Source organism: Nonomuraea sp. NPDC003709 (genome assembly GCF_040610775.1).
In the GTDB taxonomy this organism is placed as follows: domain Bacteria; phylum Actinomycetota; class Actinomycetes; order Streptosporangiales; family Streptosporangiaceae; genus Nonomuraea; species Nonomuraea angiospora_A.
This window is the reverse complement of sequence record NZ_JBEXMW010000017.1, coordinates 233,052-256,486: the sequence shown is the minus strand read 5'-3', so window position 1 is coordinate 256,486 and position 23,435 is coordinate 233,052. Positions and strand designations below refer to the sequence as shown.

General features: G+C 72.5%; 18 protein-coding genes. 7 read left to right on the top strand and 11 right to left on the bottom strand.

Annotated features, from left to right (window positions below; translation table 11 throughout):
• Positions 1-137: 137 nt before the first annotated feature.
• From ABZX61_RS41985 to ABZX61_RS41975, 3 genes are all read left to right on the top strand, one after another.
• Positions 138-2,159: a beta-galactosidase gene (locus tag ABZX61_RS41985; RefSeq protein WP_355202557.1), complete on the top strand. Its 2,022-nt coding sequence runs from the start codon at positions 138-140 to the stop codon at positions 2,157-2,159.
• A 322-nt stretch (positions 2,160-2,481) separates the two neighbouring features.
• Positions 2,482-3,033 (top strand): hypothetical protein, encoded by a 552-nt coding sequence (locus tag ABZX61_RS41980; RefSeq protein WP_350732095.1) that lies wholly within the window; start codon positions 2,482-2,484, stop codon positions 3,031-3,033.
• A 95-nt stretch (positions 3,034-3,128) separates the two neighbouring features.
• Complete coding sequence (locus ABZX61_RS41975) at positions 3,129-4,037, top strand: hypothetical protein (RefSeq protein WP_355202554.1); 909 nt, start codon at positions 3,129-3,131, stop codon at positions 4,035-4,037.
• A gap of 7 nt (positions 4,038-4,044) precedes the next feature.
• On the opposite strand, the gene ABZX61_RS41970 is transcribed toward ABZX61_RS41975, so the two are convergent.
• The 6 genes from ABZX61_RS41970 to ABZX61_RS41945 all read right to left on the bottom strand — a co-directional run bounded on the left by ABZX61_RS41970 (position 4,045) and on the right by ABZX61_RS41945 (position 7,299).
• Positions 4,045-4,332 carry a hypothetical protein gene (locus ABZX61_RS41970; protein WP_355202552.1) on the bottom strand — a complete coding sequence of 96 codons (288 nt, stop codon included), beginning with the start codon at positions 4,330-4,332 and terminating at the stop codon, positions 4,045-4,047.
• Positions 4,329-4,574 carry a hypothetical protein gene (locus tag ABZX61_RS41965; RefSeq protein ID WP_355202549.1) on the bottom strand — a complete coding sequence of 82 codons (246 nt, stop codon included), beginning with the start codon at positions 4,572-4,574 and terminating at the stop codon, positions 4,329-4,331. The genes ABZX61_RS41970 and ABZX61_RS41965 overlap by 4 nt, the downstream gene beginning before the upstream one ends.
• 90 nt (positions 4,575-4,664) lie before the next feature.
• The gene (rraA, locus tag ABZX61_RS41960; protein WP_355202547.1) at positions 4,665-5,135 is read right to left on the bottom strand and encodes a ribonuclease E activity regulator RraA; all 471 of its coding nucleotides are present in this window, start codon (positions 5,133-5,135) and stop codon (positions 4,665-4,667) included.
• 12 nt (positions 5,136-5,147) lie between these two features.
• The gene (locus tag ABZX61_RS41955) at positions 5,148-6,305 is read right to left on the bottom strand and encodes an MFS transporter (RefSeq protein ID WP_355202544.1); all 1,158 of its coding nucleotides are present in this window, start codon (positions 6,303-6,305) and stop codon (positions 5,148-5,150) included.
• Positions 6,298-7,002 carry a GntR family transcriptional regulator gene (locus tag ABZX61_RS41950; RefSeq protein WP_350732103.1) on the bottom strand — a complete coding sequence of 235 codons (705 nt, stop codon included), beginning with the start codon at positions 7,000-7,002 and terminating at the stop codon, positions 6,298-6,300. Before ABZX61_RS41950 ends, ABZX61_RS41955 begins: the two co-directional genes overlap by 8 nt.
• A gap of 105 nt (positions 7,003-7,107) precedes the next feature.
• A complete protein-coding gene (locus ABZX61_RS41945) occupies positions 7,108-7,299 on the bottom strand; it encodes a hypothetical protein (protein WP_355202541.1) in 192 nt (63 codons plus the stop codon).
• A 153-nt stretch (positions 7,300-7,452) separates the two neighbouring features.
• On the opposite strand from ABZX61_RS41945, the gene ABZX61_RS41940 reads away from it, so the two are divergent.
• Entirely contained in the window at positions 7,453-10,260 is a 2,808-nt protein-coding gene (locus ABZX61_RS41940; RefSeq protein ID WP_355202538.1) for an AAA family ATPase, read from the top strand.
• 33 nt (positions 10,261-10,293) lie between these two features.
• Here the strand turns inward: ABZX61_RS41940 and ABZX61_RS41935 are convergent, their stop codons facing one another.
• Genes ABZX61_RS41935 through ABZX61_RS41920 form a run of 4 tightly spaced genes read right to left on the bottom strand, consistent with a single transcriptional unit; the run spans position 10,294 to position 16,295 of the window.
• Positions 10,294-10,548 (bottom strand): hypothetical protein, encoded by a 255-nt coding sequence (locus ABZX61_RS41935; RefSeq protein ID WP_355202536.1) that lies wholly within the window; start codon positions 10,546-10,548, stop codon positions 10,294-10,296.
• Positions 10,549-10,571: 23 nt separating this feature from the next.
• The gene (locus ABZX61_RS41930; protein ID WP_355202533.1) at positions 10,572-10,790 is read right to left on the bottom strand and encodes a hypothetical protein; all 219 of its coding nucleotides are present in this window, start codon (positions 10,788-10,790) and stop codon (positions 10,572-10,574) included.
• Between the two features lie 30 nt (positions 10,791-10,820).
• Positions 10,821-12,983, bottom strand: a complete 2,163-nt coding sequence (locus ABZX61_RS41925; RefSeq protein WP_355202671.1) for a peptidase domain-containing ABC transporter — start codon at positions 12,981-12,983, stop codon at positions 10,821-10,823.
• A 36-nt stretch (positions 12,984-13,019) separates the two neighbouring features.
• Complete coding sequence (locus ABZX61_RS41920; RefSeq protein ID WP_355202531.1) at positions 13,020-16,295, bottom strand: type 2 lanthipeptide synthetase LanM family protein; 3,276 nt, start codon at positions 16,293-16,295, stop codon at positions 13,020-13,022.
• Positions 16,296-16,539: 244 nt separating this feature from the next.
• Between ABZX61_RS41920 and ABZX61_RS41915 the strand changes: the two genes are divergently transcribed.
• Positions 16,540-16,719: a hypothetical protein gene (locus tag ABZX61_RS41915; protein ID WP_355202529.1), complete on the top strand. Its 180-nt coding sequence runs from the start codon at positions 16,540-16,542 to the stop codon at positions 16,717-16,719.
• Positions 16,720-16,841: 122 nt separating this feature from the next.
• Positions 16,842-18,824: a hypothetical protein gene (locus ABZX61_RS41910; protein ID WP_355202526.1), complete on the top strand. Its 1,983-nt coding sequence runs from the start codon at positions 16,842-16,844 to the stop codon at positions 18,822-18,824.
• 216 nt (positions 18,825-19,040) lie between these two features.
• Here ABZX61_RS41910 and ABZX61_RS41905 read toward each other — a convergent pair whose 3' ends face one another.
• Positions 19,041-21,524 carry a caspase family protein gene (locus ABZX61_RS41905; protein ID WP_355202523.1) on the bottom strand — a complete coding sequence of 828 codons (2,484 nt, stop codon included), beginning with the start codon at positions 21,522-21,524 and terminating at the stop codon, positions 19,041-19,043.
• Between the two features lie 758 nt (positions 21,525-22,282).
• Here ABZX61_RS41905 and ABZX61_RS41900 point away from each other — a divergent pair.
• Positions 22,283-23,413 (top strand): amidohydrolase family protein, encoded by a 1,131-nt coding sequence (locus ABZX61_RS41900; protein WP_355202521.1) that lies wholly within the window; start codon positions 22,283-22,285, stop codon positions 23,411-23,413.
• Positions 23,414-23,435: the final 22 nt, after the last annotated feature.

The following is a 23,435-nucleotide window of genomic DNA, read 5'->3' as shown; positions in this document are numbered from 1 at the left end:
AATGTCACGGTAATCTTTCGGAAAGTGTGCCGGAAACTTTCCGATGGCGAGGGGCGTATGAACCGGGTCGTCGGGCGCGGTCCGCGCGGCCGCCGGGATCGCGTCGAGGATCCTCCCATCCCTACAGGAGCAGTGAAATGTCTCGCTTGGATGCTTTCAGGAACCGCATCGGGGGCTTCGCCTACGGCGGCGACTACAACCCGGAGCAATGGGACCCAGCCGTGTGGCGGGAGGACGTCCGGCTCATGCGTGAGGCCGGCGTCAACATCGTCTCCCTCGGCGTCTTCGCGTGGGCGTCCCTGGAGCCGGAGCCGGGCAAGTACGAGTTCGGCTGGCTGGACGAGATCATGGACCTCCTCCACGAGAACGGCATCAGCGTCAACCTGGCCACCCCGACGGCGGCCCCGCCCGTCTGGCTCACCCACCTGCACCCCGAGGTGTTCCCGGTGATGGCCGACGGCGAGCGGTTCGGGTTCGGCAACCGGCTGCACTACGACCCGTCGTCACCCATCTACCGTGAGTACGCGGCCAACATCACCACCAAGCTCGCCGAGCGCTACTCCTTCCACCCGGCGCTGGCGATGTGGCACATCTCCAACGAGTACGGGCCCACGGCGTACAACGAGGCCGCCTCGGTCAACTTCCGCCGCTGGCTGCAGCGCCGCTACGGCGACCTGGAGACCCTGAACGAGGCGTGGTACACCCGCTTCTGGAGCCAGCACTACACCGACTGGGACCAGGTCGAGGTGCCGCACATCCCGCGCACCTGGATGAACCCCGCCCGCCGGCTCGACTTCAAGCGCTTCACCTCCGACGCCCTCCTCGAGTGCTACATCGCCGAACGGGACATCGTCCGCTCCTTCCGCGACGACATCCCGGTCCTGACGAACTTCATGCGCTTCTTCAAGCACGCCGACTACTGGAAGTGGGCGCCCGAGGAGGACGCGGTCGCGCTCGACATCTACCCCAACCCCGCCGACGCCGACTCGCACGTGTCGGCGGCCTTCCAGTACGACCTGTTCCGCTCGCTCAAGGGCGGTCAGCCGTGGCTGCTCATGGAGCAGGCGGCCAGCGCGGTCAGCCAGTGGCAGCTCAACATCGTCAAGGAGCCCGGCCGGATGCGGCTCGGCTCGCTGCAGGCGGTGTCGCGGGCGGCGGACTCGGTGATGTTCTTCCAGTGGCGGGCCAGTCGCGGCGGGCAGGAGCGCTTCCACTCGGCGATGCTGCCGCACTCCGGGCCGGACTCGCGCACGTTCAGGGAGATCGTGGACCTGGGACGGGAGATGAAGCTGCTCGCTCCCGTGGCGGGGACGACCTCGCGGGCCGAGATCGCGATCCTGTTCGACTGGGACGGCTGGTGGGGGCTGGAGGAGACCGCGGGGCTGCCGCGCCAGGACCTCAGCTACCCGGACACGGTCATGCGGCACTACACGCCGCTGTGGTCGAACAACCACCCGGTGGACGTCGTGTCCGCGTCGTCGTCGCTGGACGGGTACAAGGTGCTGGTGGTGCCGAACGCGTACCTGATCGGCGACGAGGGCGTGCGGCGGATCACCGAGTTCGCCGAGAACGGCGGGACGGTCGTCATGTCGTTCTTCTCCGGCGTGGTCGACGAGTGCAACCGGGTGCGGCCCGACGGCTATCCGGGCGCGTTCCGGCGGCTCATCGGGGCCAAGGTGGACGAGTACTGGCCGGCGCGGCCGCACGAGGTCTTCTCCGTGGAGTTCGCCGACGGGCGGCGGGCGACCTCGACGTGGTGGCGCGACGACCTGCACCTGGAGACCGGCACGGCCCTGGCCACCTACGGTGACGGCCTGCTGGCCGGCCGGGCCGCCGTAGTGGAGAACCGCTTCGGCGCGGGGCGCGTGGTGTACTTCGCGACCCTCCTGGAGCAGGCCGCCTTCGACGCCGAACTGCTCGCGGCCGTGGCGGCGGCGGGTGTCCGGTCGCCGTTCCCGCAGGCGCCCGCCCACGTGGAGTGCGCCGTGCGGGGGGACGAGGAGCACGAGTACGTGTTCCTGCTCAACCACAGCGGCGAGCTGAGCGCGTCCGTCCCGTTCGAGGGGGAGGGGATCGACCTGCTCACCGGGCAGGCGGTGTCGGGTCCGGTCGAGCTGGCCCCGCTGGGGGCGGCGGTGATCCGGCGCGCCCGCTCGTAATCCCGACGTATGCCCCGGCGGTCCCCTACCCGCCGGGGCTTTTGACTTAAGCCTTTACCCCGAACGTAGATCTATATCCGTTTCATGGGGTTATGTTTGCCTTTGTCCGTTTTGGGGGGTAGCTTGGTAGTCGTTACCGGCGAGTGACCTGGGCCTTACCAACGTGGAAGGCACCACTCGACCGGACTCCCTCTGGTTGGATTCACGCTCCACGTGCCGCTCTTACGGCGTCATGCCCGGCTACGTGAGTGAAGAGCGTATCGCCCTGTCGCCTCACAAAGGACTGCGCCTACCCATGCCTGCTCGCCTGCACTCTATCGCCATGCTCACCGCCTCCGTGCTGACCGCCATGGCCGTCGGCTCGCCCGCGGCGCACGCTGACGCCGAGGCCGGCAGCACGATCACCCAGACGGCCGTGCTCCAGGGCTCGACCACCGCGTCTTACTTCTGGGACGACTCCTCCGGCCGCGCGGGTGACACCGGTCTGCCCGCCGCCGGCAAGCCCATGCAGAAGGGTCTGGCCGCCAGCCCGAGCTGGCCGCTCATGACCGAGGGCTACGTCATCTACAAGGGCAAGAAGCTCCCGTTCTTCGTCGGTGACCGCGGTCCCGGCAACCCCTCCAACAGCGGTGTGATGCTCGACCTCGACGCCAAGACGTTCGCCGAGCTGACCGGCGGCACGTTCAACCCCGACACCCTGGCCGTGGACGGCGTCGCCGGCGCGGGCCACATCAAGATCGACTACGTCGTGACCAAGTGGGGCGGCGGCGTCGGCAAGAAGAACTTCCCGGTCGCCTACTCCACCGGTGCCTGGGCCGAGAAGGACGCCAGCCCGGTCGTCCGGCCGGTCTCGGTGAAGCTCCCCGCGAACTGAGCCGGCCTTCCCCCAAAGGGCGCCCCTGACCAGGGGTGCCCTTTTCGCGTGCCGGTATCGTTTGCGGACGATCTACCGCACGTCGAAGGGACCAGATGAGCTCCCGGCCGCTTTACCGCGACCCCATGCACGACGGCGCCACCGACCCCACCCTGATCTGGAACCGGGCCGAGCGCGCCTGGTGGCTCGTCTACACCAGCCGCCGCGCGAGCGCCCCTGACCGGGGGGACGTGAGCTGGGTGCACGGCACCGACCTCGGCGTCGCGTCCTCGGCGGACGGCGGCGCGACCTGGCTCTACCGGGGGACGATCGAGGGTCTCGACACCGAATGGGGGCGGCACACGTACTGGGCGCCGGAGATCGTCGACGACGGCGAGACGTACCACATCTACGTCAGCGTCATCCGCGGCGTCCCCGAGGCGTGGCCGGGGCACGAGCGCCACATCCGCCACTACACCAGCCCCGACCTCGTACGGTGGACGTTCCGGTCCACCCTCGGCCTGTCCTCCCCGTACGTGATCGACGCCTGCGTGGCCGCGCTGCCCGGCGGCGGCCACCGGCTCTGGTACAAGGACGAGGCCGACGGCTCGCACACCTGGGCCGCCGACAGCTCCGACCTGCACCACTGGCAGGTCCGCGGACCCGCCGTGACGATCTCCGCGCACGAGGGGGCCAACGTGTTCACGCTCGGGGGCCGCCACTGGATGATCGTCGACGAGTGGCGCGGCCAGCGCGTACTGGTCTCGGACGACCTTGACGTCTGGGAGCCACGGGGCCTCATCCTCGACCAGCCGGGCACGCGCCCGGACGACGACGGGTTCGGCCACCACGCGGACGTCGTGGTGACGGGGGAGGAGGAGGCCGTGATCTTCTACTTCACCCACCCGGGCGGTGGCCGCCGCTCGTCGGTCCAGGCCGCCCGGCTGCGGGTGCGCGACGGCGAGCTGACCTGCGACCGCGACGAGCCCCTCACCGGCCCTCTCCTGCCCGTCGAGGGCCCCTGACCTGGCCTCACCCGCGGCGTTCCCACCGGTACGACCAGAAGAGCCCCAGTACGGCGGCCGCGCACAACGCGACGGTGAGGAGCTTCGAGAGCGCTATGGCCGCCAGGCACAGCGCTCCCATCGAGGTGCCGGCCGCTATGCCGGATCTGCGGTTCGGGGCCCCAGGGTCACGCTCGGGGCGTGGCGGCGGGGGGAGCGGCTCCCACAGCTGGCCGCAGCCGGAGCACCGCCACGGCCGGACGTCCCCACCGTGGACGCCCGGAGGAACGCACCGGTGCGTGGCCACCTTGCTCACGAACGTCTCTTGCGGCGGTACTCGGACTTGACCCAGGACAGCCGCTCGACCCGGCGCTGCTCCTCGAGGCAGCACTCGCACGGGCCGTCGTCCACCACCAGGCGGTCGAGGATGCCCGTCCCGTTGACGGTGACCAGCGACTCCACCAGGCCGCGACTCTCCCGGGCGAGCCGGTGCCGCCGCCTCCCGTAGCGGGCGAAGTATTCGTCGATGGCGGCCGCCGTGTCCGCGTCCAAGGTCATGAGGGAAAGGCTCGGCCATGGCGGCCGACCGGCGCAAGATCTCTCCGCCCGTTCGATCGCCGTTTCACGCGGCGGCCGCCGGCCGATCGATCAGCGGAGCGTGACGAGGATCCCGTCGTCGTCGCTGAACAGCTCGGCGCCGGGACGGAAGGTGGCGCCGCCGAAGGTGACGGGGACGTCGCGCTCGCCGCCGCCCACCTTGGCGCTCTTGCGGGGGTTGGAGCCGAGGGCCTTGACACCCAGGTCGAGCTCGCGCAGGGCGGCGACGTCGCGTACCGCGCCGTTGATGACGACGCCGGCCCAGCCGTTGGCGACCGCCATGCCGGCGATGACGTCGCCCATGACGGCGGTGTGCAGGGAGCCCCCGCCGTCCACCACCAGGACCCGGCCCTCGCCGGGCTCGGACAGGACGGACTTGAGCAGGACATTGTCCTCGTGGCACCGGACGGTGACGACGGGGCCGCTGAAGGCGCGCCGGCCGCCGTACTGGCGCAGCTGCAGGTCGCAGGAGTCGAGCTGGTCGCCGCGCTCGTCGTACAGGTCTGCGGTGACAACGGTCATGGTGGAACCTTCCTATGGATCGACGGGAAGCCGCCGGGCGGCCACGCCGGCCCAGCCGAGGCTGAGCGCGGTGACGAGGAGCACGCCGCCGGCCCCGAGCCCGGCGGCCACGACCCCGGCCGCGCCGGGAATGATCAGCTGGCCGGTACGGTTGCCGACCAGGCGCAGGGACATGGCCCGGCCGCGCATCCCGGCGGGGGCGGACTCGGCCAGCCACGACATGGTCAGCGGCTGCCCCACCCCCAGCCCGAACCCCGCGACCAGCAGCAGCGCGGCCAGCGCCCACAGCGGCATGGACACGGGCGTGAGCAGCATGGCGACCGCCGCCGCGAGGGTGCTGCCGACCAGCAGCCTGCGCCGGCCGACCAGGCGGGCGAGGTGGCCGAGGAAGAAGCGCGAGGCCATGGAGGCGACGCCGCGTACGGTCAGCAGCAGGCCCACGGCACTCGCGGTCAGGCCGTGCTCGGTGCCGAGCGCGGGCAGGTACGCCAGCGTGATGTCGACCGCGGACAGCACCACGCAGCTGGTCACCAGGGCGTGCGCGAGGCCGGGCAGGCGCAGCAGCGAGCGCAGGTCCCCGCTCTCGGCCCGGGTCCGGGCGGCCGCGCCGCTCCGCGGGAGCAGCGCGGAGAGCGCGAGGAGGAGCACGCCGAGGCCGCAGGACCAGGCGAAGATGCGGCCGGTGTCGGGGATGGAGCCGTCGCCGCCGAGCAGGCTGATCATGAGCGGGCCGGCGGCCTGGCCGAGGGACGCGGCGAAGGTGTAGTGGCCGAAGGCGGTGTCGTGGCGGCCGTGCTCGGTGGTGTTGGCGACCAGGGCCTGCTGGGCGATGACGCTGCCCAGGTGGCCGGTGCCGAGCAGGACCCCGGCCGCGACCAGGCCGGGGACGGTGTGGCCGAACGCGGTGAACGCGACGGCGGAGGCGGTGAGCAGGAGCGCGCCCGCCACGGCCATGCGGCGCTCGCCGTACCGGTCGGCGGCGTGGCCGGCGGGCAGGGCCAGCAGCAGCGGCGCGATGGCGAAGCTGGCGCCGAGCAGGCCGAGCCAGGCCGTGGGCACGTCGAGCTCGATCGCGCGGTACGACATGGTGGGCCGCAGCACGAAGGTGATCACCTGGGTGCCGGTGGAGTGGGCGAGCAGGACCGCGTGCCGACGCCAGGCGTCAGGCATCTACCTCGTCCTGGCCCACGGGGTTCTGGTGCTTGCGCAGCCGCCAGGCGGCCTGGGCGCCGAGGCTGGTGTCGATGTGCTCGCGCATCACGCCGGCGGCCGACTCCACGTCGCCCGCGATCACGTACTCCAGCAGGGCCTCGTGCTCGGCGGCCTTACGGTCGCGGGCGGCCTGGCCGCGCTCGACCTCCAGCGCGAGGCGGCGGTAACGGTCGGCCTTGTCCCACAGGCTGTCGAGGGTCTGGATGAGCAGGTCGTTGTGGGAGGCGGAGTAGAGGGCGGCGTGGAACCTGCGGTGCGCGACGAGCTGCTCGTAGGCGGGGTTGCCGGGCAGGGGTTCGAGGCCCTCGTGGGCGGCGCGCATGGCGGCGATGTCGGCCTTGGTACGGCGTTCGGCGGCCAGCGCGACCGCGAGGGGGTCGAGGGAGCGGCGCAGCTCCAGCAGGTCGCGGGCCTCCTCGGCGGCCAGGGGCGCGACGCGGGCGTCGCGGTGGGCGTCCAGCTCGACCAGCCCCTCGCTCTTGAGCCGGCGCAGGGCCTCGCGCAGGGGAGTGGTGCTGATGCCGATGTCGCGGGCCAGCTGGGCCTGGGCGATGACGGAGCCGGGGGCCAACCGGCCGGACAGGATCAGCTCCTTGACCCGCAGGTAGGCGTAGTCCGCCTTCGTCGTGTAGAGCTCGGCCGCTGATTCGCCCATTGCTGTCCTGTCTCGTGGCTGACGGTTATAACCTACACCGTCAGCCACTCATGTCGATGAATGCCCCCTTGGATGCTCCGGCGGTGAGCGTTATAGGTTATGCGATCAGTAGGTGCAGCCGAAGAACAGGGTGGGGTTGCAGCCGGGCAGGGTGCAGATGATGAACGTGGTCCCCAGCGTCGGCATCTCCTGGGTGCCGCCGTGCTCGGGGATCATGATCTCGCCCGCGGGATGGGGCACGCCGGCGTCGCGGTGGTAGGGGTCTTTCCAGGATCGGGTGAGGTCGTCGTCGCTCATGAGAGCACGATGGGCCGGGCGGCGACGCTCGCGGCATCCGTCATGTTCCGGAAACGGAAACATCGGGGAAACCACGTAATCCTTGGACGGAACGGCTGAGTGGGATAGAGATGGGGGTGGGATCGACGATCTTCCTGGCGGGGAGGTTATGACGTGCTGGTGACCCGGCGCCCGTTGACGGGTCGCTCCGCCGAGCTCGATCACCTGGCGCGGCTGCTGGACAAGCCGCACGGGACGACGTTCGTGCTGATGACAGGGGACCCGGGGATCGGCAAGAGCCGGCTGCTGACGGCGGTCGCCGAGCTGGCGCGGGAGCGGGGCTTGCCGGCGATGGCGGGGCGGGCCACCGAGTTCGAGCGCAGCGCGCCGTTCGGGATCCTGTTCGACGCGCTGGCCGACGGCGACCGCCACCTCCAGCTGGCCGCCGATCTGGAGCAGATTCGCGCGCTGCTGTCCGCCGAGGCCGGCGCGGACGCCGGGGGAGTGGCCCGCGGGCTGGCGGCGCTGAACCGGCACCGGTTGTTCCGGGCGTCGCACCGCCTCGTGGAGCGCATCTCGGAGCGGGACGGCCTGGTCGTGCTGCTGGACGACGTGCAGTGGGCCGACGACGCCTCCATCGAGGCCCTCGACTACTTCATCCGGCATCCGCCGGACCGGCGCGTGATCGTCCTGCTCGCGGCGCGCACCGGCGGGCTGCCGGCCGGGCTGACGCGCTCGCTGGCCGCGGCCTCCGTGGTGGCGCTGCCCCTCGGCCCGCTGTCGGCGGGCGACGCGGACGCGCTGCTGGGTGAGGAGATGTCCGCGCCCCGCCGGCGCCGCCTGTACGAGCGCAGCGGCGGCAACCCGCTGTTCCTGGAGATCCTGGCCGCGCTGCCGGACGGCGACGATCCCGCCGAGGCCGCGAGCCCCGTCGCGGCGAACGCCCTGGACCGGCTGATCGCCGCCGAGCTGTCGGGCCTCGACCAGGTGCAGGGGCTGGTGGCGCGGGCCGCGGCGGTGGTGGGCGACGAGCTGGACGCGACGCTGGTGGCGGCGGTGTCGGAGCTGGACCTGGCTACGGTGGTGCCCGCTCTGGACGACCTCGTACACCGGAACGTCCTGTCCTCCGGCCCGCGGACCCTGGGCTTCCGGCATCCGCTGGTGCGGGCGGCGGCGTACCGGATGGCGGGGCCTGCGTGGCGGATGGCGGCGCACCGGCGGGCGGCCGAGTACCTGCGCGCGCACGGCGCGCCGGCCGTGCGGTGCGCGGTGCACATGGAGCACGCGATCGTGATCGGCGACGCGGTCGGGGCCGCGCTGCTGGCCGAGGGGGCGGACGCGGTGGCCGCGACCGCGCCGGCGACGGCGGCGCGCTGGTTCCGCGCCGCCCTGCGGGCCCTGCCGGACGACGTCCCCGGCGGGCGGCGCGCCGGCCTGTTGCTGTCACTGGCGGCGGCGCTGGGCGTGTCCGGGCAGCTGGCGGAGAGCCGTACGCTGCTGCGCGAGGTCATGCAGGCGGGCGGCGACCACCGCGACCAGGCGGTGGAGCTGATGTCCATGATGGAGCGCTCGCTGGGCCGCTTCGAGGAGGCCCGGGCGATTCTGACCGCCGAGCTGGGCCACCTGGACCAGGCCCCGGGTGGCGACTCCGGCGGGCGGTGCGCGCTGCTGGTGGAGCTGGCGGCCAACGACCTGCTGGACGGGCGCTGGGACGAGGGGCGGGAGAACGCCTCGCTCGCGCTCGGGCTGGCAGGACCGCGTACCCGGCGAGGGTTGCCGGCCACGGCCGTGACGCTGCTGGCGGTCGCGGCGCTCTACCGGTGCGATTTCGGGGCGGCGTACCGGTATCTCGACCGGGCGGACGCGCTGGTGAACGGGCTGACCGACCGCGAGCTGTGCGACGATCTCGGGCTCGTGGCCGCGCTGGCGTGGGGCGAGTTCCTGGCCGACCGCAACGCCGACGCGTTGCGGCACCTGGCCCGCGGGCTGCGGGTGGCCCGTGACCACGGGCGCAGCCACGTGGTGCCGCTGCTGTACGCCGCCCGCGCCACCGTCCACGCCCGGCTGGGGGACGTCGACCGGGCGCTGGGTGACGCCGAGGAGGCCGAGGAGATCGCGCGCCATCTGGGCAGCGCGGAGATGCTGGCGTTCGTCCACGTCACGAAGTCGCGCCCGCTGCTGTGGCTGAACGGCCCGGACGCGGCGATGCCGCTGATCGAGCCGGCGCGGCGGGGGCAGGTGCTGCGCTCGGCCTGGTGGCGGACCATCTCGGACCAGGCGGTGTCGGAGGTGCTGTTCTCGGTCGGTGAGACGGAGGCGTGCGGGCGGCTGCTGGCGGCGCGGGTGCCCGCCGACCCGGCCGGTCTCGGCCCCGGCGTGGTCGGCAGTTACGCGCTGCGTTCGGAGGTGGAGGTCACCCGGGGCGATCTGACGGCGGGCAGGGAGTGGTACGAGCGCGCCGCCCGCGTCGTGGAGCTCGGCGCCCCGCCCGTGCAGTCGGGTTTCCTGGCGCGGGCCCGTGCCGTCCTCGCGCTCGCCCAGGAACGGCAGGACGAGGCGGAGGAGGCGGCGCGCGAAGCCGTGGACCGGTTCGCGGCTGCCGGGCTGCCCGTCGGGGAGGCGCTCGGCCGGATGCTGCTGGCGGGCGTGCTGCGCCGCGACGACGACTCGCGGGCCGCCAAGCAGCAGCTCGGGCAGGCGAAGGAGCTGTTCCTGTCGTGCGGCGCGCCGTGGCTGGCGGCCCAGGTGGGCGTCGAGCAGCGCCGGATGGCCGCCGGCCTGGCCCACCGGCCCGGCGCCGGGAGCTCGTTGTCGGAGCGGGAGCGGGAGATCGCCGAGCTGGTCGCGTACGGCATGACGAACCGGGAGATCGGCGAGCGCCTGTTCCTCAGCCCCAGGACGGTGGAGACGCATCTGGCCAGCGTGTTCAGGAAGCTCGGGGTGAAGACCCGGGCCGCCCTGGCGCACCGGCTCGCCGAGTGACCGGCCGCGGCTGCGCGGCCGGTCACCGGTCTGTCAGAGCAGGGTCCAAGCCACGCAGATGGGGACGGGGTACAGCGCGCTGATCGCGCAGCGCACCTCGGAGGTGTAGCCGCCGCAGCAGCCGATGGTGGACAGGTGCTGGGTGCCGTTCGCCGGCTCCTGCTCCACGCCGCCCGCCAGCCGCGCCGTCTCCAGATCGAGGTCGCCGGCGGGGTGCGGCAGGCCGGCCCCATAGGCCGCCCGGTTGATGGGGTCCTTCCAGGAACGGATCAGATCGTCGTTCGTCATGGTGTGTGCTCCTTTGCTCGTGGTCAGCAGCAGCCGAGGCTGGAGAAGCGGCAGGTCCCGACCCACATGGAGCGTTCGCAGCTCTGCCAGCAGCTGAAGAAGTTGGTGTATTCGTCGAAGCCGGGCACGGGCTTCTCGCCGCCGCTCAGGGCGCCCAGGTTGATCTCACCCGCGGGGTGGGCTTCGTCGCGCCCGCGGAGCTCGGGGGTTTTCCAGGATCTGATCTGGTCGTCGGCCGACATTTCTGTCTCCTTTCATGAAGATGGGTGATTTCAGGCGCTCAGCGAATCGGGCACCGGCGGAGCGCCGAACAGGTCGCGGTAGGGTCCTGGGCTGCTCACCAGCCTTTCGTGGGTTCCGCGGCCGACGATGCGGCCCTGGTCGATGACGAGGACTTCGTGGGCGTCGCGGATCGCGCTCAGCCGGTGCGAGACGACGATCCGGGTGACCCGCAGCTCCGACAGGGCGGCGTCGACCCGGCGTTCGGTCTGGGGGTCGAGGTGGCTGGTGGCCTCGTCGAGGATGAGCAGGCGCGGCCGGTGCACGATGGCCCTGGCGAGTGCGACCCGCTGCCGCTGCCCGGCCGAGAGCGCGGCGCCGCCCTCGCCGACGTTGGTGTCGTAGCCCATGGGCAGGCGTTCGACGTCGTGGTGCAGCCCCGCGACGAGCGCGGCGGTCACCACGTCGTCGTCCGTGGCGTCGGGGCTGCCGAGCGTGATGTTGTCGCGGATCGAGCCGTTGAACAGCGACAGCTCCTGCAGCACCGCGCCGCATTCGCGCCGCAGCGCCGACACGTCCAGCTCCTGGACGGGTACGCCGTCGTGCCGGATCTCGCCCGTCTCCGGCCGCAGCAGCCCGAGCACCAGCAGGGCGAGCGTGCTCTTGCCCGACCCGGTACGCCCGACGACGCCGAGCTTCGCCCCCGCGGGCACCTCGAACGACATCTCCCGCAGCACGGGCGGCGAGTCGGGCGCGTACCGGAAGGCGACGCCCTCGGCCCGGATCGCGACCGGCCGCCCGGCGGGCAGCAGCCGGGCTCCGCTCGGCTCCGGGGCGGCGTCGAGCACGTCATAGATGCGCTCGAACTGGCCACGCAGCATGGAGTACAGCTGCACCGCCCCCACGAACGCCTGCAACGGCGCCAGCACCGACATCGCCAGGGCGTTCACCGCCAGCATGGTGCCCAGCGACATGCGCCCGCCGAGCACCAGCCACGCGCCGCACCACAGCAGCGCGAGCGGCGCGAACACGGCCACCGCTCCCTGCACCGCCTCGAACCAGGAGCTGGCGCGCCCCCGCCGCAGCATGGCCGTCTGGTACGTCCCGAACAGCTCCCGCCAGCGCGCCTGTGCCCGCGACTCCACGCCGTTGGCCTTGAGCGGCAGCATCGCCTGCAACGTCTCGACGAGATATCCCTGCTCGCCCGCGCGGGCGCCCAGCTCGGCCTGGGACAGGGTCCGCAGCCGCCGGTACGAGGCCACCATCAGCCCCGCCTGCCCGGCCGCCAGCGCGCCGACCATGAGCGCGTACCAGGGGACGAGGAGGACGAGCGCGATCCCGTACGCGGACAGCAGGACCATGTCGAGCGCGAGCGTGACGCTCTGCTGCGTGACCGCCTCCCTGGTGGTGGCGATGCTGCCGACGCGCAGGAGCAGGTCGCCCCGGCTGCGCTGGAGGAAGAACCCGATCGGCAGCCGCAGCAGGTGGCCGACGAAACGGCCGGTCAGCCGCTCGTCGGCGCGGGCCCGGAGGGCGAGCAGGAGGCGTGCGCGCAGGAAGGTGAGCGTGCCGTGCAGCGCCGCCGTGCCGAACACCGCCCAGCCGAGCACCGGCAGCAGGTCGCCGCGCCCGGCGGGGACCAGCTCGTCCACCACGGACTTGGTGGCGAGCGGCAGCGCCAGCGCCAGCAGCTGGATGGCCGCCGCCAGCGCCAGCACCCCGGCCAGGCGACGCCGGCCGCCCGGCACCGCCGCGAAGTCGCGCAGGTAGCGGACCGGCGTCGACCGCCACGGCGACGCGCGCCTCCTGACGAACCCGGGACCGGGCGCGCACTCGATCACCACGCCGCCGTAACGCCGCGCGAACTCCTCCCGCGGCATGGTGCGGCGGCCGTTGCCCGGGTCGACGATCCGCACGCCGCCCCTGCCCAGCCCTTCGACGACGACGAAGTGGTGGGCGGAGAAGTAGGCGACGAACGGCGCCCGCGGCGGCTCGCCGAGCGGATCCGCCACCCGTTCCGCCGTGGCCGTCAGCCCGTACTCGCGGGCCGCCGCGACCAGCCGGGCGACGGACACGCCGTCTCTGCCCGGGCCCAGCAGGTCACGGCACTCGGCGACCGAGGCGTGCCTGCCGTGGTGGCTCAGCAGCATGGCCAGGACGGCGGCCCCGCACTCGCTCGTGGTCAGTTGCAGGCGGACGGGGACGCGGCGCCGCATCACGGCAGCCCCTTTCTTTGACGGGTACGTGGCGCTTCAGGCGGCCGGCGGGGCCAGGACCAGGACGGACGGCACCTCGGCGGGGGCGGCCAGCCGCAGGAGACCGTGCCCGATCCCCGCCAGACCGGACATCAGACCCGGCGTCGTCACGCCGCCCGGGGTGCCGCAGAGCGGGCCGTCGGCGAGCTGGGCGAGCAGGACGCCGGTCCGCAGGCGCAGGGTGTCCGTCAGGTCGTGCCTGCCCGCGGCGACGGCTTGGGTGAGAAGCTCCAGGTTCCCGGCCTCGCCGTGGCACAGGCTGTGGCCGACGATGCCGGGCGGGCTGCTCACGTACGAGCGCAGTGCCACGTCCAGGTCGGCGGCGAGGTCATCGGCCGCTTCGGCGTTCAGGCCGGGACGGCGGAGGAGGTCGGCGCGGGCCAGGCCGATGCCGGGCGCGCCGTGGCACCACCCCTGCATGGACGGGGGCAGGCCGGAGGGGTTCGCCGAGGCGTCGGGCAGGTCCCGGAAGTCGGGCCAGTTGCCGATGCGGGCGTCGAAGCGGGAACGCTCATAGGCGAAGGCGGCCAGGCCGGTCTCCGCGTACCGTGCCTCGCCGGTCCGGGCCGCGAAGCGGAGCAGCGCCCAGCCGATCCCCGCGGCCCCGTGGGAGAACCCGGTCAAGGGCGCCGAGGCGGGGATCTGACCGTGCCACGCCACCCCGCCGTCCTGCGGCCGCGCCGTCTCGACGAGCCGGTCGGCGCAGGCGCGGGCCACGTCCAGCGCGTTCGGCAGCCCGGTCGCCTCGTGGACGGCGAGCATCGCGGCCAGGCAGCCGGCCGCGCCGCCCACGATGTCGAGTCCCTCGTCCGTGGCGGCGGCGCCGGTCGTCGCGGCGATCAGGGGTTCGACGTGGTCGAGCAGGCCGGGCGCGCCGAGGTCGCGGGCCAGATGCGTCAGCGCGTACGCCAGCCCGACGGCGCTGTTGAACGGCCCGCACGGGAACGCCGTGACATTCCCGGCGATGCCGTCCACGAAGCCGGGGACCCAGGCCAGGGCCCGCATGGCGAGGTCGGCGTGGCGGGTCTCGCCGGTGATCCTGGCGAGCTGGCCGAGGAAGAGGGCGACGCCGGGGGTGCCGCCGTACAGGTCGCTCTTGAGCGTGCCGACCGTCCAGCGGGTCTCGCCCACGAGCTCCATGCCGAGCCAGTTGGCGGCGGAGGCGTCGCGGTGGGCGCGTTCGGCGAGTTCGTCCCCGAGCGCCGTGGCCATGGCCACGAGCCGGTCCGCGAGCCCGTCCACCGGCGGGGTGGGGGTGGCGGGAGCCGCAGGGGCGGTGGAGGTCCAGACGCGGTCGCGGTCGCGGCGGCTGGCCAGGGAAGCGCGGATGATCCACTGCTGCTCGGCCAGATCCCGGGGGCCCATGGCGCGGATCTTGGCGGCGGCGTCCGAGGAGGGCACGCCCGTGAGCGCGTCGGCCAGCGGCTCGTCCCGGCTGGTCCACAGGTCGGGCGTGCCGGGGCGGCCGGTGAACAGGGGGATGTCGCCGTTCCAGACGTCGGCGATCTCGGCGGGGACCAGCCGGCGGCGGACCGGGTCGTCGGCGCAGGCGGCCCACAGCGCGTCGAGCACGTGGTCGCGGTCCAGGGCGTCACGCATGACATCCGGGTGGGTCGATTCCAGCAGCAGGGTGCCGTACAGCTGCGTGGGCCGCATCACCACGCGGATCTCGTCCCCCTGGAAGGCCGCCAGGACGCCGCTGGGTGCGAGCAGCTCGTCGCGATGGGCGGCGATGACCTCGTACGCGCCGGTGAAACCCGACAGGAAGTCCTCGACGTGGTCGGCCGGATCGGCGACGGCGTCACCGACGCCCGGTCGGTTGCTGCTGCCGGGGAAGGCCGCCCGCTCCCGGATCAGCCGCATCTCGTCGGTCCCCGCGGCGGACCAGCCGGCCGACTCGAACGGCAGCGTGCTGCCCGCGTCCCCGCCCATGCCTCCCATGTCGAGGGCGCCGCCGTCCTTGCTCCACACGACGGCCGGCAGCAGCCCCACCCGGGCGACCGAGGTGTCCAGCGCCCGTTCGGCCGGGTCGTCGTCGGTACGCCCGCGGGCGCCGCCCCTGGGGATCGCCGGGTGGAACAGCGCCTCCAGGTCGACCAGCACCGGCTGGTCACCGGCGGCGATGAGGTTCTCGAAGTGGAAGTCCACGCCGTCGAGCGCGTACAGCAGGGCCAGCAGGGCGCCCTGCCGCCGGTAGAAGGCACGTACGCCGGCCTCGTCCGCGCAGGGCCCGTGCTCGGCGTACTCCACCCAGCCGTGGCCCGGCCGTTCCAGCACGGTCAGCACGCGCAGGCCGAGGCCGGGCATCCGGTCGTCGAGCCAGCCGAGCGCCCGGTTGAAGTGCGCGTGCACGGCCAGCGACCGCGGCTTGTAGACCACCCGCGCCCCGCTCTCGAACCGCAGCAGCCCGACCGACCGCCCGCCCCGGTGACCGTCGCCCACGCCCATGACCACCTCGGTCAGCGGCCCCGGCTCGGTCCCGCCGAACAGCTCCGCCACGATCGCGGACCGGTCGGCGGCCAGCCGCCGCAGCAGCTCCAGGTAGTTCTCCACGGCGTGGTCGGCGCATTGGGCCATCAGCCGTGCCAGCACGACGTACTCCGACAGCAGCCCCGCCAGCCCCTCCCGGCCGGCCAGCCGCGTCGTGAAGGACCGGAAACGCTCCTCGGCGCTGTCCCCGTGCAGCTCGCCGCGTACCCGGGCCACGTTCAGCTCCAGGACGAGCACGCGCGAGGCGAGCGAGACGAGCTGCCTGCCGAGCTGGTCCGCGAACCCGCGCCGCAGAGCCGCCACCTTCCCGAGCCCGTCCGGCGCACCGGACACCATCCGGTCGACGGCGTCCCGGACGAACGGGGCGACGATCCGCGCGAACCCCGCGTCCCACGTGAACGTCGCCTCGTCGAGCTCCGGCGGCGCGACCTGGACGCCGCCGCCCAGGGAGGCCGCCACGAGCGCGGCTTCGACGGTGCCGGCCCAGGCGGGCCGGGGTGCGCGCGCCGCCAGCTCCTCGGGCGGCTCGGCCAGCAGCGCGAGCAGCACGTCGGCGTCGATGCCGAGGTCGGCGAGCCTGGCCTCGAACCGGCCGTCCTCGTCCATGCGGTGGGCGGCCCGCCAGCGCGCGAGCCGCCGCTCGGCCAGGTCGCTCTCGCGGGGAGCGGGCCGGGTGGTGAGCGCCAGCCGCTCGGCGAGCGTGAGCGCCCCGGCCCACCAGTGCGGTGCCGGTTCCGCGTCCGTGTCTGTACGTTGTGCCGGCGTCGCGGCGATGTGTGACAAAGGTGGCATCCTCGCTGCTCGCGGGGACCACGCGCTTCGGCGGGCCCCTGGCCGTTGGCTGTCAGCAGGATGAGACGGCACCCGGCCGCCGCGGCATCCGGTGAATGCCGTGAGCCGCCTGCCCCCGTCGCCCGCGGGATACGTGAAACCACTGAGGCGCCGGATTTACGGGTCCGCGGCCATTCACCCAGGGGCCGATCTTGCCCACAATGGGCGCCGGAACCGACACGACCGAGGAGGACCGATGAACAACAACGGCAAGACCGGCATCCGGCGACTGCGGCGCATCGTCGTGGGCGCAGTGACGCTGGCCGCCTGCGCCATGCTCGCGATCGCGGGACCCGCCGCGGCCGACAGCGATGGCGGCTTCGGCGGTTTCGGCGGCGGCAGCGGCGGCGGAGGCGGCGCCACCGGCAGCTGGTGACCCGCCCCCGGCACCGGATCAGCCGGGCAGAGTGACCGGCTCGGCAGAGGTCTTCGCTGTTGCGAAGTCGGTGATGACCTTGGAGCATCTCCTTATGCGTGCGACGTTCCGGGAGTGCCCCTGTGATCACCGATGATCTCGCCGAGCCGGAACTCGTCCTCTGGGAGGCGTTTCCCGTAGCGCGTCCGGTAGATCTTCCCGGCGTCCCCGTCCGGGCCGCGGTCATCGCGAAGCTGCTGCTCGGCGCCCAGGAACGCCTGCCGGGACAGACGCCCGGCCTGCGGCTGTCCGGCGCCCGGATCGCCGGCCGGCTGGACCTGTCCGACGCCGAGGTGCAGCACCCTCTGACCCTGACCGGCTGCGAGTTCGAGGAGGCGCCCGTCCTCACCGGGGCCCGCACGGGCCTGGTCGACCTCGCGGCTTCCCGGTTACCCGGCCTGCGGGCCGCGGATGCCGTGATCGGTGGGGGCCTGCGCCTGGAGGGGTGCCTGATGGACGGCCCGATCCAGCTCGGTGGAGCGCACGTGTCCGGGACGATGGATCTCAGCGACACGGCGATCCACGCGGATCCGGCCGTCCACGCCGACGGCCTGACCGTCAACCGGGACCTTCTGTGCGCGAACGCCATCATCGACGGTGAGATGCGCCTCGCGGGCGCCAGGATCGGCGGGACGATGACGCTCGACGGCGCGCGGGTCGGGCGGCCGGGCGGCCGCGGCCTCACTGCCGAGGGGATCGTCGTCGACGGCGGGCTGTCGGGTCGGCACGGCTTCCTCTCGTACGGCGAGCTGAGCGTGCAGGATGCCCGGGTGGGGCGCCGATGCGAGTTCAGCGGAGCCCGGCTGTCCAACCCCGGCGGCGTCGCCCTGAACGCGGAGAGGCTCACCGTCGAGGGCAGGCTGCTCTTCGATGAGGGCTTCGCCGCCGAAGGCGAAGTCCTGCTGCGTGCGGCCCAGGTGGCCGGGCAGCTCTCCTTCAGCCACGCGACGCTGGCCAATCCGGGCGGACGCGCGCTGAACGCACCGCTGATGGAGCTCGGCCGCGGACTGCGGGCCACACCCGGCTTCGTGGCGACCGGAGCGGTCTTCCTGGACTCGACGCAGGTCCGCGGATCGCTCAACGTCGACGGCGGGAGGCTCTCCAACCCGGGCGCGACGGCGCTCTCACTGCGGCGGCTGGGGGTCACCGGCAGGCTCAGCTGCAGCGAGGGCTTCAGCGCCGAAGGCGAGATCGTGCTCATCAACGCCAAGGTCGAGGGCACCGTGGAGTTTCACGGCGCCGTCCTCAGCAATCCCGGCGGGCGCGCTCTGTCCCTGTGGGAAGTGACCGCGGGCGGTGGCATCGACTGCTGCGAGGGCTTCACCGCCACCGGAGCGCTCTCTATCAGGAACTCCCGGATCGCCTCCACGCTGTGCTTCGCCGAGACCACTCTCGACGGTGACCTTCACCTGCGTGGCGTCGAAGCGGCCTCGCTGAAGATCGGTCCGGAAACCCTGCTGCTGCGCACCGTCGACCTTCGCCACACCCGGGTCGGCCTGCTCGACGACGTTCCTGACCGGTGGCCCGCTCAACTCCTGATGAACGGCTTCACCTACGACAGCCTGGAGGCGCCCCTGCCCGTCCAGGAGCGCCTTGAGTGGCTGGCCAAGGAGGCCTACCAGCCGCAACCGTACGAGCAGCTGGCCGCCGTCTACCGCCGGCATGGTCACGACGAGGCCGCCCGGGACGTGCTGCTGGCCAAACAGCGCCGCCGCCGGACGGGGCAGCGGCTCGGGGCGCGGCTCTGGGGTTACCTGCAGGACTGGACCGTCGGGTACGGCTACCGCCCGTTCCGCGCCGCGCTCTGGCTCGCCGCCCTTCTCCTCATAGGCACGGTCGCTTTCACAGTCCACCAGCCACCGGCGGTCAAACCCGGCGAGGCACCCCCCTTCAACGCCTTCCTCTACACCCTGGACCTGCTCCTCCCGATCATCACCTTCGGACAGGAGAGCGCGTTCGGCCCGCGTGACCTGCAACAGTGGCTCGCCGCCGCGCTGATCGCCGCGGGGTGGATCCTCACGACGACCATCCTGGCGGGCCTCACCCGTGGGCTCTCCCGCCAATAGCCCACCTCAACGCCCGCCGCGGCGCGCTCTGGCGCAGTTGCGCCGAGCCGCCCGCCGCACGGCGCAGCTGCGCGTCGACGATGACGGCGCCCGCCACCTGGCCCGGCAGGCCGCCGCACGGCGGGGATCGTGGTCCAGGCCGACGATGCCGATGACTGTACGGTCGCGGTGACTACGAGAGCCGGCGCCAAGACCACCTCGACGCCGAACAAGCGCTCAAGGACGGCGGCTCGAGTGCAGGCCTCTGCCGGGCAGGTAGACCGCTGCCGCAGAGCAGGCCGCGGCGACGAAAAGCACTGTCACGAAAACCGGCCAGGTCTCGACCATCGCCAGGTTGTGCCCAAGTCCCACGATGACGGTGAGCTGGACCGCCGCGAGCAGTTCCGGCCGGTCATCGAGCGCCTGGGCGGCCATGAGCAGCAGCACCAGCAGGGCGGGCGTGTAAGCCGGAATCTGCGGGTAGTTCGAGCCGCTGTTCAGCAGGTAGACGCCGCACACGTCCGCGACGACCAGCAGCGTGGCCGCCATGCCCAGTACCAGTGTCGGCCGCGCCCCGCCCGCTCGCCAGTGCAGAACCACCCGCGTCACGAAGAACCCGAGCAAAAGCACGACGACCGAGAACACCACCCGCCAAGGGATCTCCTCCCCGGGATCGTCCATCATGTCGTGGGGGAACCGCTGGTTGATGATGATCATGATCAGTGCGAGCACTCCGCCGAAGGCTCCTGCGGCTCTCCACCACCAGCGGCCGGGCTGGGCCATGGCCGTCTCCGTGAACGCGACCAGCAGGATCAGCAGGCCGGATGCCATAGGGCCGACCAGTTCGGCTGTACTGAAAGACGCGTAGACGTGGGCAGATACGCCCAGGTGCAGCGCGGCCAGACCGGCGGACGCGCCGAGGCTCACGGTGCGCCATCGGCCCTCCGGCAGCAGGCCGACCCCAAATGCCGCGGCGATCAAGAGCCACAACCAGATGATGTAGTCAGCGACGACCACACTGCTGAACATGGCGGAGAACGGGGGCGTGCGCTCCGGACCGAGCAACAGCAGCAGCCCCGACGACAGCGCCAAGCCACGCAATGCCAGGAGCAGCCACGCCCGCCCGCGCGGCGTGTCGGAATCCCTGCCCGGCGACGCGTCCACGTCCGCCGATGCGGCGTTCCTCGCACCAGGTTTCCCGGTCCAGGCGCTGGAAGCCCGCGCAGCCGCGCGAACCTGGGCGGTTTTCACGTCGCCGCCGGGCACCTGCTCGGCCTCCGGCGCGGTGGGGAGCGGCGCCGCACGGCCGACGTCCGCGGCTGTCCCACGGCCGGCAGCATCCGGCAGGATCTCAGGCGGGACGGCGGGGCGGCCGAGGGCGCGTGACGCCGCTGCCGAGACGGATCGGCTGTCGTCGTGCGCGAGCTCTTCCAGGGCCAGCCGCGCCGCGAGCGCGAGCCCGGCGTGGCGGCTGTGTCGTAACCGCTCCAACTCGCCGATCGTACCCTCCCGGATCTTGGCGATCGGGTGGTCGATGGCTTCTTGTAGTTCGGTCGGCAACGGCGCGGGTCGATCCACGGGACGGCCGCGCCGTGCGATGATCAGGTCTCCCTGTACGTCGAACGTCCACTTCCCGGGCGTCTGCTTGGGAGTGACGGCCCGTACCTTGTCGTAGACGAAGTCGTACAGCTCGTGGATGCCCACATAGCCATCCTGGTCCTGGTCGGCCTCGCCGGTCTCGAGCCCTTCGACCAGCGCTCTGGTGAACACGGAAGGCGAGGTCGTCTCCTGAGCGTCGGCGAGGTCGGTCCCGTCGAAGGCGTACTCCAGGGCGTTGGAGGCCGTGATGACCACCCGTCCGCGCCCGCCGAACTGCTCCTCGACGTGCACGTCCGTTCCCGCTCTGGGCAGCGCGCCCCGCGCGAAGGCGCCGGCGTAGCAGCAGTCGAGCAACAGGACGATGCGCCGGCTGCGGCTGCGGCCCATCCGGCGGTTGACGAACTCCGCCGACACCGCCGTGGCGCCGAGCCTGTTGAGCTTGGTGCTGGGCGTGGCGAAATACAGTTCGCCGTTGTCGTCCTTGACCCCGTGGCCGGAGAAGTGCAGCAACAGCAGGTCGTCGGGGTGACAGTCGGCGAAGAACTCCTCCACGGCTTCGTTGACGACGGTGGTCGACTCGTTGAGCATCGTGCGTACGTCGAACCCGCCGATGGCCTCGTCGCCCAGCACCCTCGCCAAGGCCTCGGCGTCAAGTGCGGGCGCCCGCAGCCGCCGCAGCCCGGGATCTCCGAACTCGTCGCTGGCCACGATCAGCGCGAGGCGGCGGCCGGACTGGCCGGGTACGTCCGGCTGCTTGCGGCGGCGCAACCATACGTCGGTGAGCTCGCGTTGCTCCCTGGACGGGATGCCGGTCAGTTCTAGCACGTCGCCGTCGATCTCCAGCTTGACCGAACGGTGCTGATGGCGGTTGAGCCAGGCGGTCACGGCGTTCACGATCGAGGCCAGCAGTTCCGTACCGGCCAGCGCGATCACCAGGCCTCCGAGCGTGAACGACAGGACCGCCCTGGTGCCTTCAGCGGCCTCCCCCGACTCGGCGGCGCCGGCCACCACGTCCAGTTCGAGAAGCTCGTTCCTCAGCCTGGCCGTGGCCTCGTCCAGCTCTTGGGCATCCGCGGCTGCGTCGATCACTCGTAGCCGCAACCGCACCGTCTCACTCACCATGGGCCGCCTCCGGGCGAACGCAGGACACCACGAAGACGGCATGTCGCCAGGGACCGAGCCGTCACATACCGATATCGCCGACGATCACACTGTCGCTACCTGGAAGCTCCGAAGCTTTGGAGAGCCCCTGCCGGAGGTGCACCATACCGACGGGGACCCCGCATGCTCGCGGAGCGCGGGACCACCCCGCCGCCGCGCCGGCGCTGTGCCGCAACTGCGACGGCCTGGTCACCTATGGCCATGACCGTGCCGCGCTCAACGTGGTCTTCGCCGCAGCGGCGGAGGAAGCACATCAGCGGATCCAGACGCATGAATCGCGCTTGGGCATGTCGGGTTGAGCCACCAACGACCGAAGGGCCGCGGGAGGGCGGGCCGGTGAGCCGGGTAGGTGACCTCCTGGGGTCAGGTGCCGCGGCGGGCGTCGATGGCGTCGGGGTGGGGGTGTGGTCGGGCCGTGGTAGAGCAGCCTGGCTGCCTGCACGTGCTCGTCGGCCGCCCTGTACAGGCGGTAGCTGTCCTCCAGGGGAGCAACGCCGATGCGGGCGCGCCACGCTGTGCGACCGTGAGGCCGCTCGGCTACCCGTTGGTCGCCACCACGGGCGACTGCGATGAGTGGGGTAGATCACTTCAGTCGGCTGGGGAAGGAAGCGGCAGCCGAGCTGGCGATCCGGAGTGGTCGACATCGGCGCCGGGGGCGCGGGCGAAGTTGAGTAGGGCATACTCAGGCGATCGCGGCGCGAGGGCGCGACGGTGGAGCCATGCTCGCCCTACGCGCCCGCCATCTCTTCGACGGCCAGGAAATGCGCCACGACCAGGTGGTGATCGTCGAGGACGGCCGCATCACCGGCATCACCACCGAGGCGTCGGCCACGGTCGACCTGGGTGATGCCACGGTGCTGCCCGGACTCATCGACTGCCACGTCCACCTGGCCTTCGACGCGAGCCGCGACGTCGTGGCGATGCTGGAACCGCCGGGGCTCGCCGACCGGATGCGGCAGGCCGCGCGGCAGCACCTCGCGGCCGGGGTGACGACCGTACGCGACCTGGGGGACCGGGACTACCTGGCGCTCGGGCTCGACCTCGGGCTCGACGGGCCGGAGATCCTCTCCGCCGGGCCGCCGATCACCACTCCCAGGGGGCACTGCTGGTTCCTGGGCGGTGAGGCGGCGGGGGAGAACGGGGTGCGCGAGGCCATACGGGAACGGGCGGCGCGCGGCGTCCACGTGATCAAGATGATGGTGACGGGCGGCGAGATGACGCCAGGCACGCACTCCCACCTGCTCCAGTACGGCCTCGCCGAGCTGAGGGCGGCGGCCGACGAGGCCCACGCGCACGGCCTGCCGATCACCGGGCACGTCCACTGCGCGGAGGGGATCGCGCACGTCCTGGACGCCGGGTTCGACTCGATCGAGCACTGCTCGTTCTTCACCGAGGACTCCTACGCGGTGGACCACGCGATGATCGCCCGGCTGGCCGCCGCCGACGTCGTGGTGTCCCTCACGGCGGGGGTGGTGCCCGGCCCGGCGCCGCTGCCGCCGCGTATCCAGCAGCGGATGGCGGGCATGGTGGAGGCGCTGCGGGCCGTTCAGGCCGCCGGGGTGGACTTCGTCATCGGGACGGACGCGGGCATCGGGCCGCCCAAGCCCCACGGAGTACTGCCGTACGGGGCGGAGATGCTGGTCGAGCACGGGTACGCGCCTCTGGACGTGCTGCGGGCGATCACGTCGGGCGCGGCCCGCGTCTGCCGGGTGGGGGAGCGCAAGGGCAGGATCGCGCCCGGGTTCGACGCCGATCTGCTGGTCGTGGCGGGTGACCCGCTCTCCGACATCACCGCGCTGCGACGCCCGCTGGCCGTCTACCGGATGGGGTACCGCGCCCCGGGCCGATGACCCGTCCGAGGGCGGTATATAC

Coding starts and splice junctions, on each gene's coding strand:
- ABZX61_RS41985 (WP_355202557.1), top strand. CDS start 138: ATGTCTCGCTTGGATGCTTTCAGGAACCGCATCGGGGGCTTCGCCTAC.
- ABZX61_RS41955 (WP_355202544.1), bottom strand. CDS start 6,305: ATGCCTGACGCCTGGCGTCGGCACGCGGTCCTGCTCGCCCACTCCACC.
- ABZX61_RS41935 (WP_355202536.1), bottom strand. CDS start 10,548: ATGACGAACGACGATCTGATCCGTTCCTGGAAGGACCCCATCAACCGG.
- ABZX61_RS41965 (WP_355202549.1), bottom strand. CDS start 4,574: ATGACCTTGGACGCGGACACGGCGGCCGCCATCGACGAATACTTCGCC.
- ABZX61_RS41950 (WP_350732103.1), bottom strand. CDS start 7,002: ATGGGCGAATCAGCGGCCGAGCTCTACACGACGAAGGCGGACTACGCC.
- rraA (WP_355202547.1), bottom strand. CDS start 5,135: ATGACCGTTGTCACCGCAGACCTGTACGACGAGCGCGGCGACCAGCTC.
- ABZX61_RS41980 (WP_350732095.1), top strand. CDS start 2,482: ATGCTCACCGCCTCCGTGCTGACCGCCATGGCCGTCGGCTCGCCCGCG.
- ABZX61_RS41925 (WP_355202671.1), bottom strand. CDS start 12,983: ATGCGGCGCCGCGTCCCCGTCCGCCTGCAACTGACCACGAGCGAGTGC.
- ABZX61_RS41930 (WP_355202533.1), bottom strand. CDS start 10,790: ATGTCGGCCGACGACCAGATCAGATCCTGGAAAACCCCCGAGCTCCGC.
- ABZX61_RS41900 (WP_355202521.1), top strand. CDS start 22,283: ATGCTCGCCCTACGCGCCCGCCATCTCTTCGACGGCCAGGAAATGCGC.
- ABZX61_RS41975 (WP_355202554.1), top strand. CDS start 3,129: ATGAGCTCCCGGCCGCTTTACCGCGACCCCATGCACGACGGCGCCACC.
- ABZX61_RS41945 (WP_355202541.1), bottom strand. CDS start 7,299: ATGAGCGACGACGACCTCACCCGATCCTGGAAAGACCCCTACCACCGC.
- ABZX61_RS41915 (WP_355202529.1), top strand. CDS start 16,540: ATGAACAACAACGGCAAGACCGGCATCCGGCGACTGCGGCGCATCGTC.
- ABZX61_RS41905 (WP_355202523.1), bottom strand. CDS start 21,524: ATGGTGAGTGAGACGGTGCGGTTGCGGCTACGAGTGATCGACGCAGCC.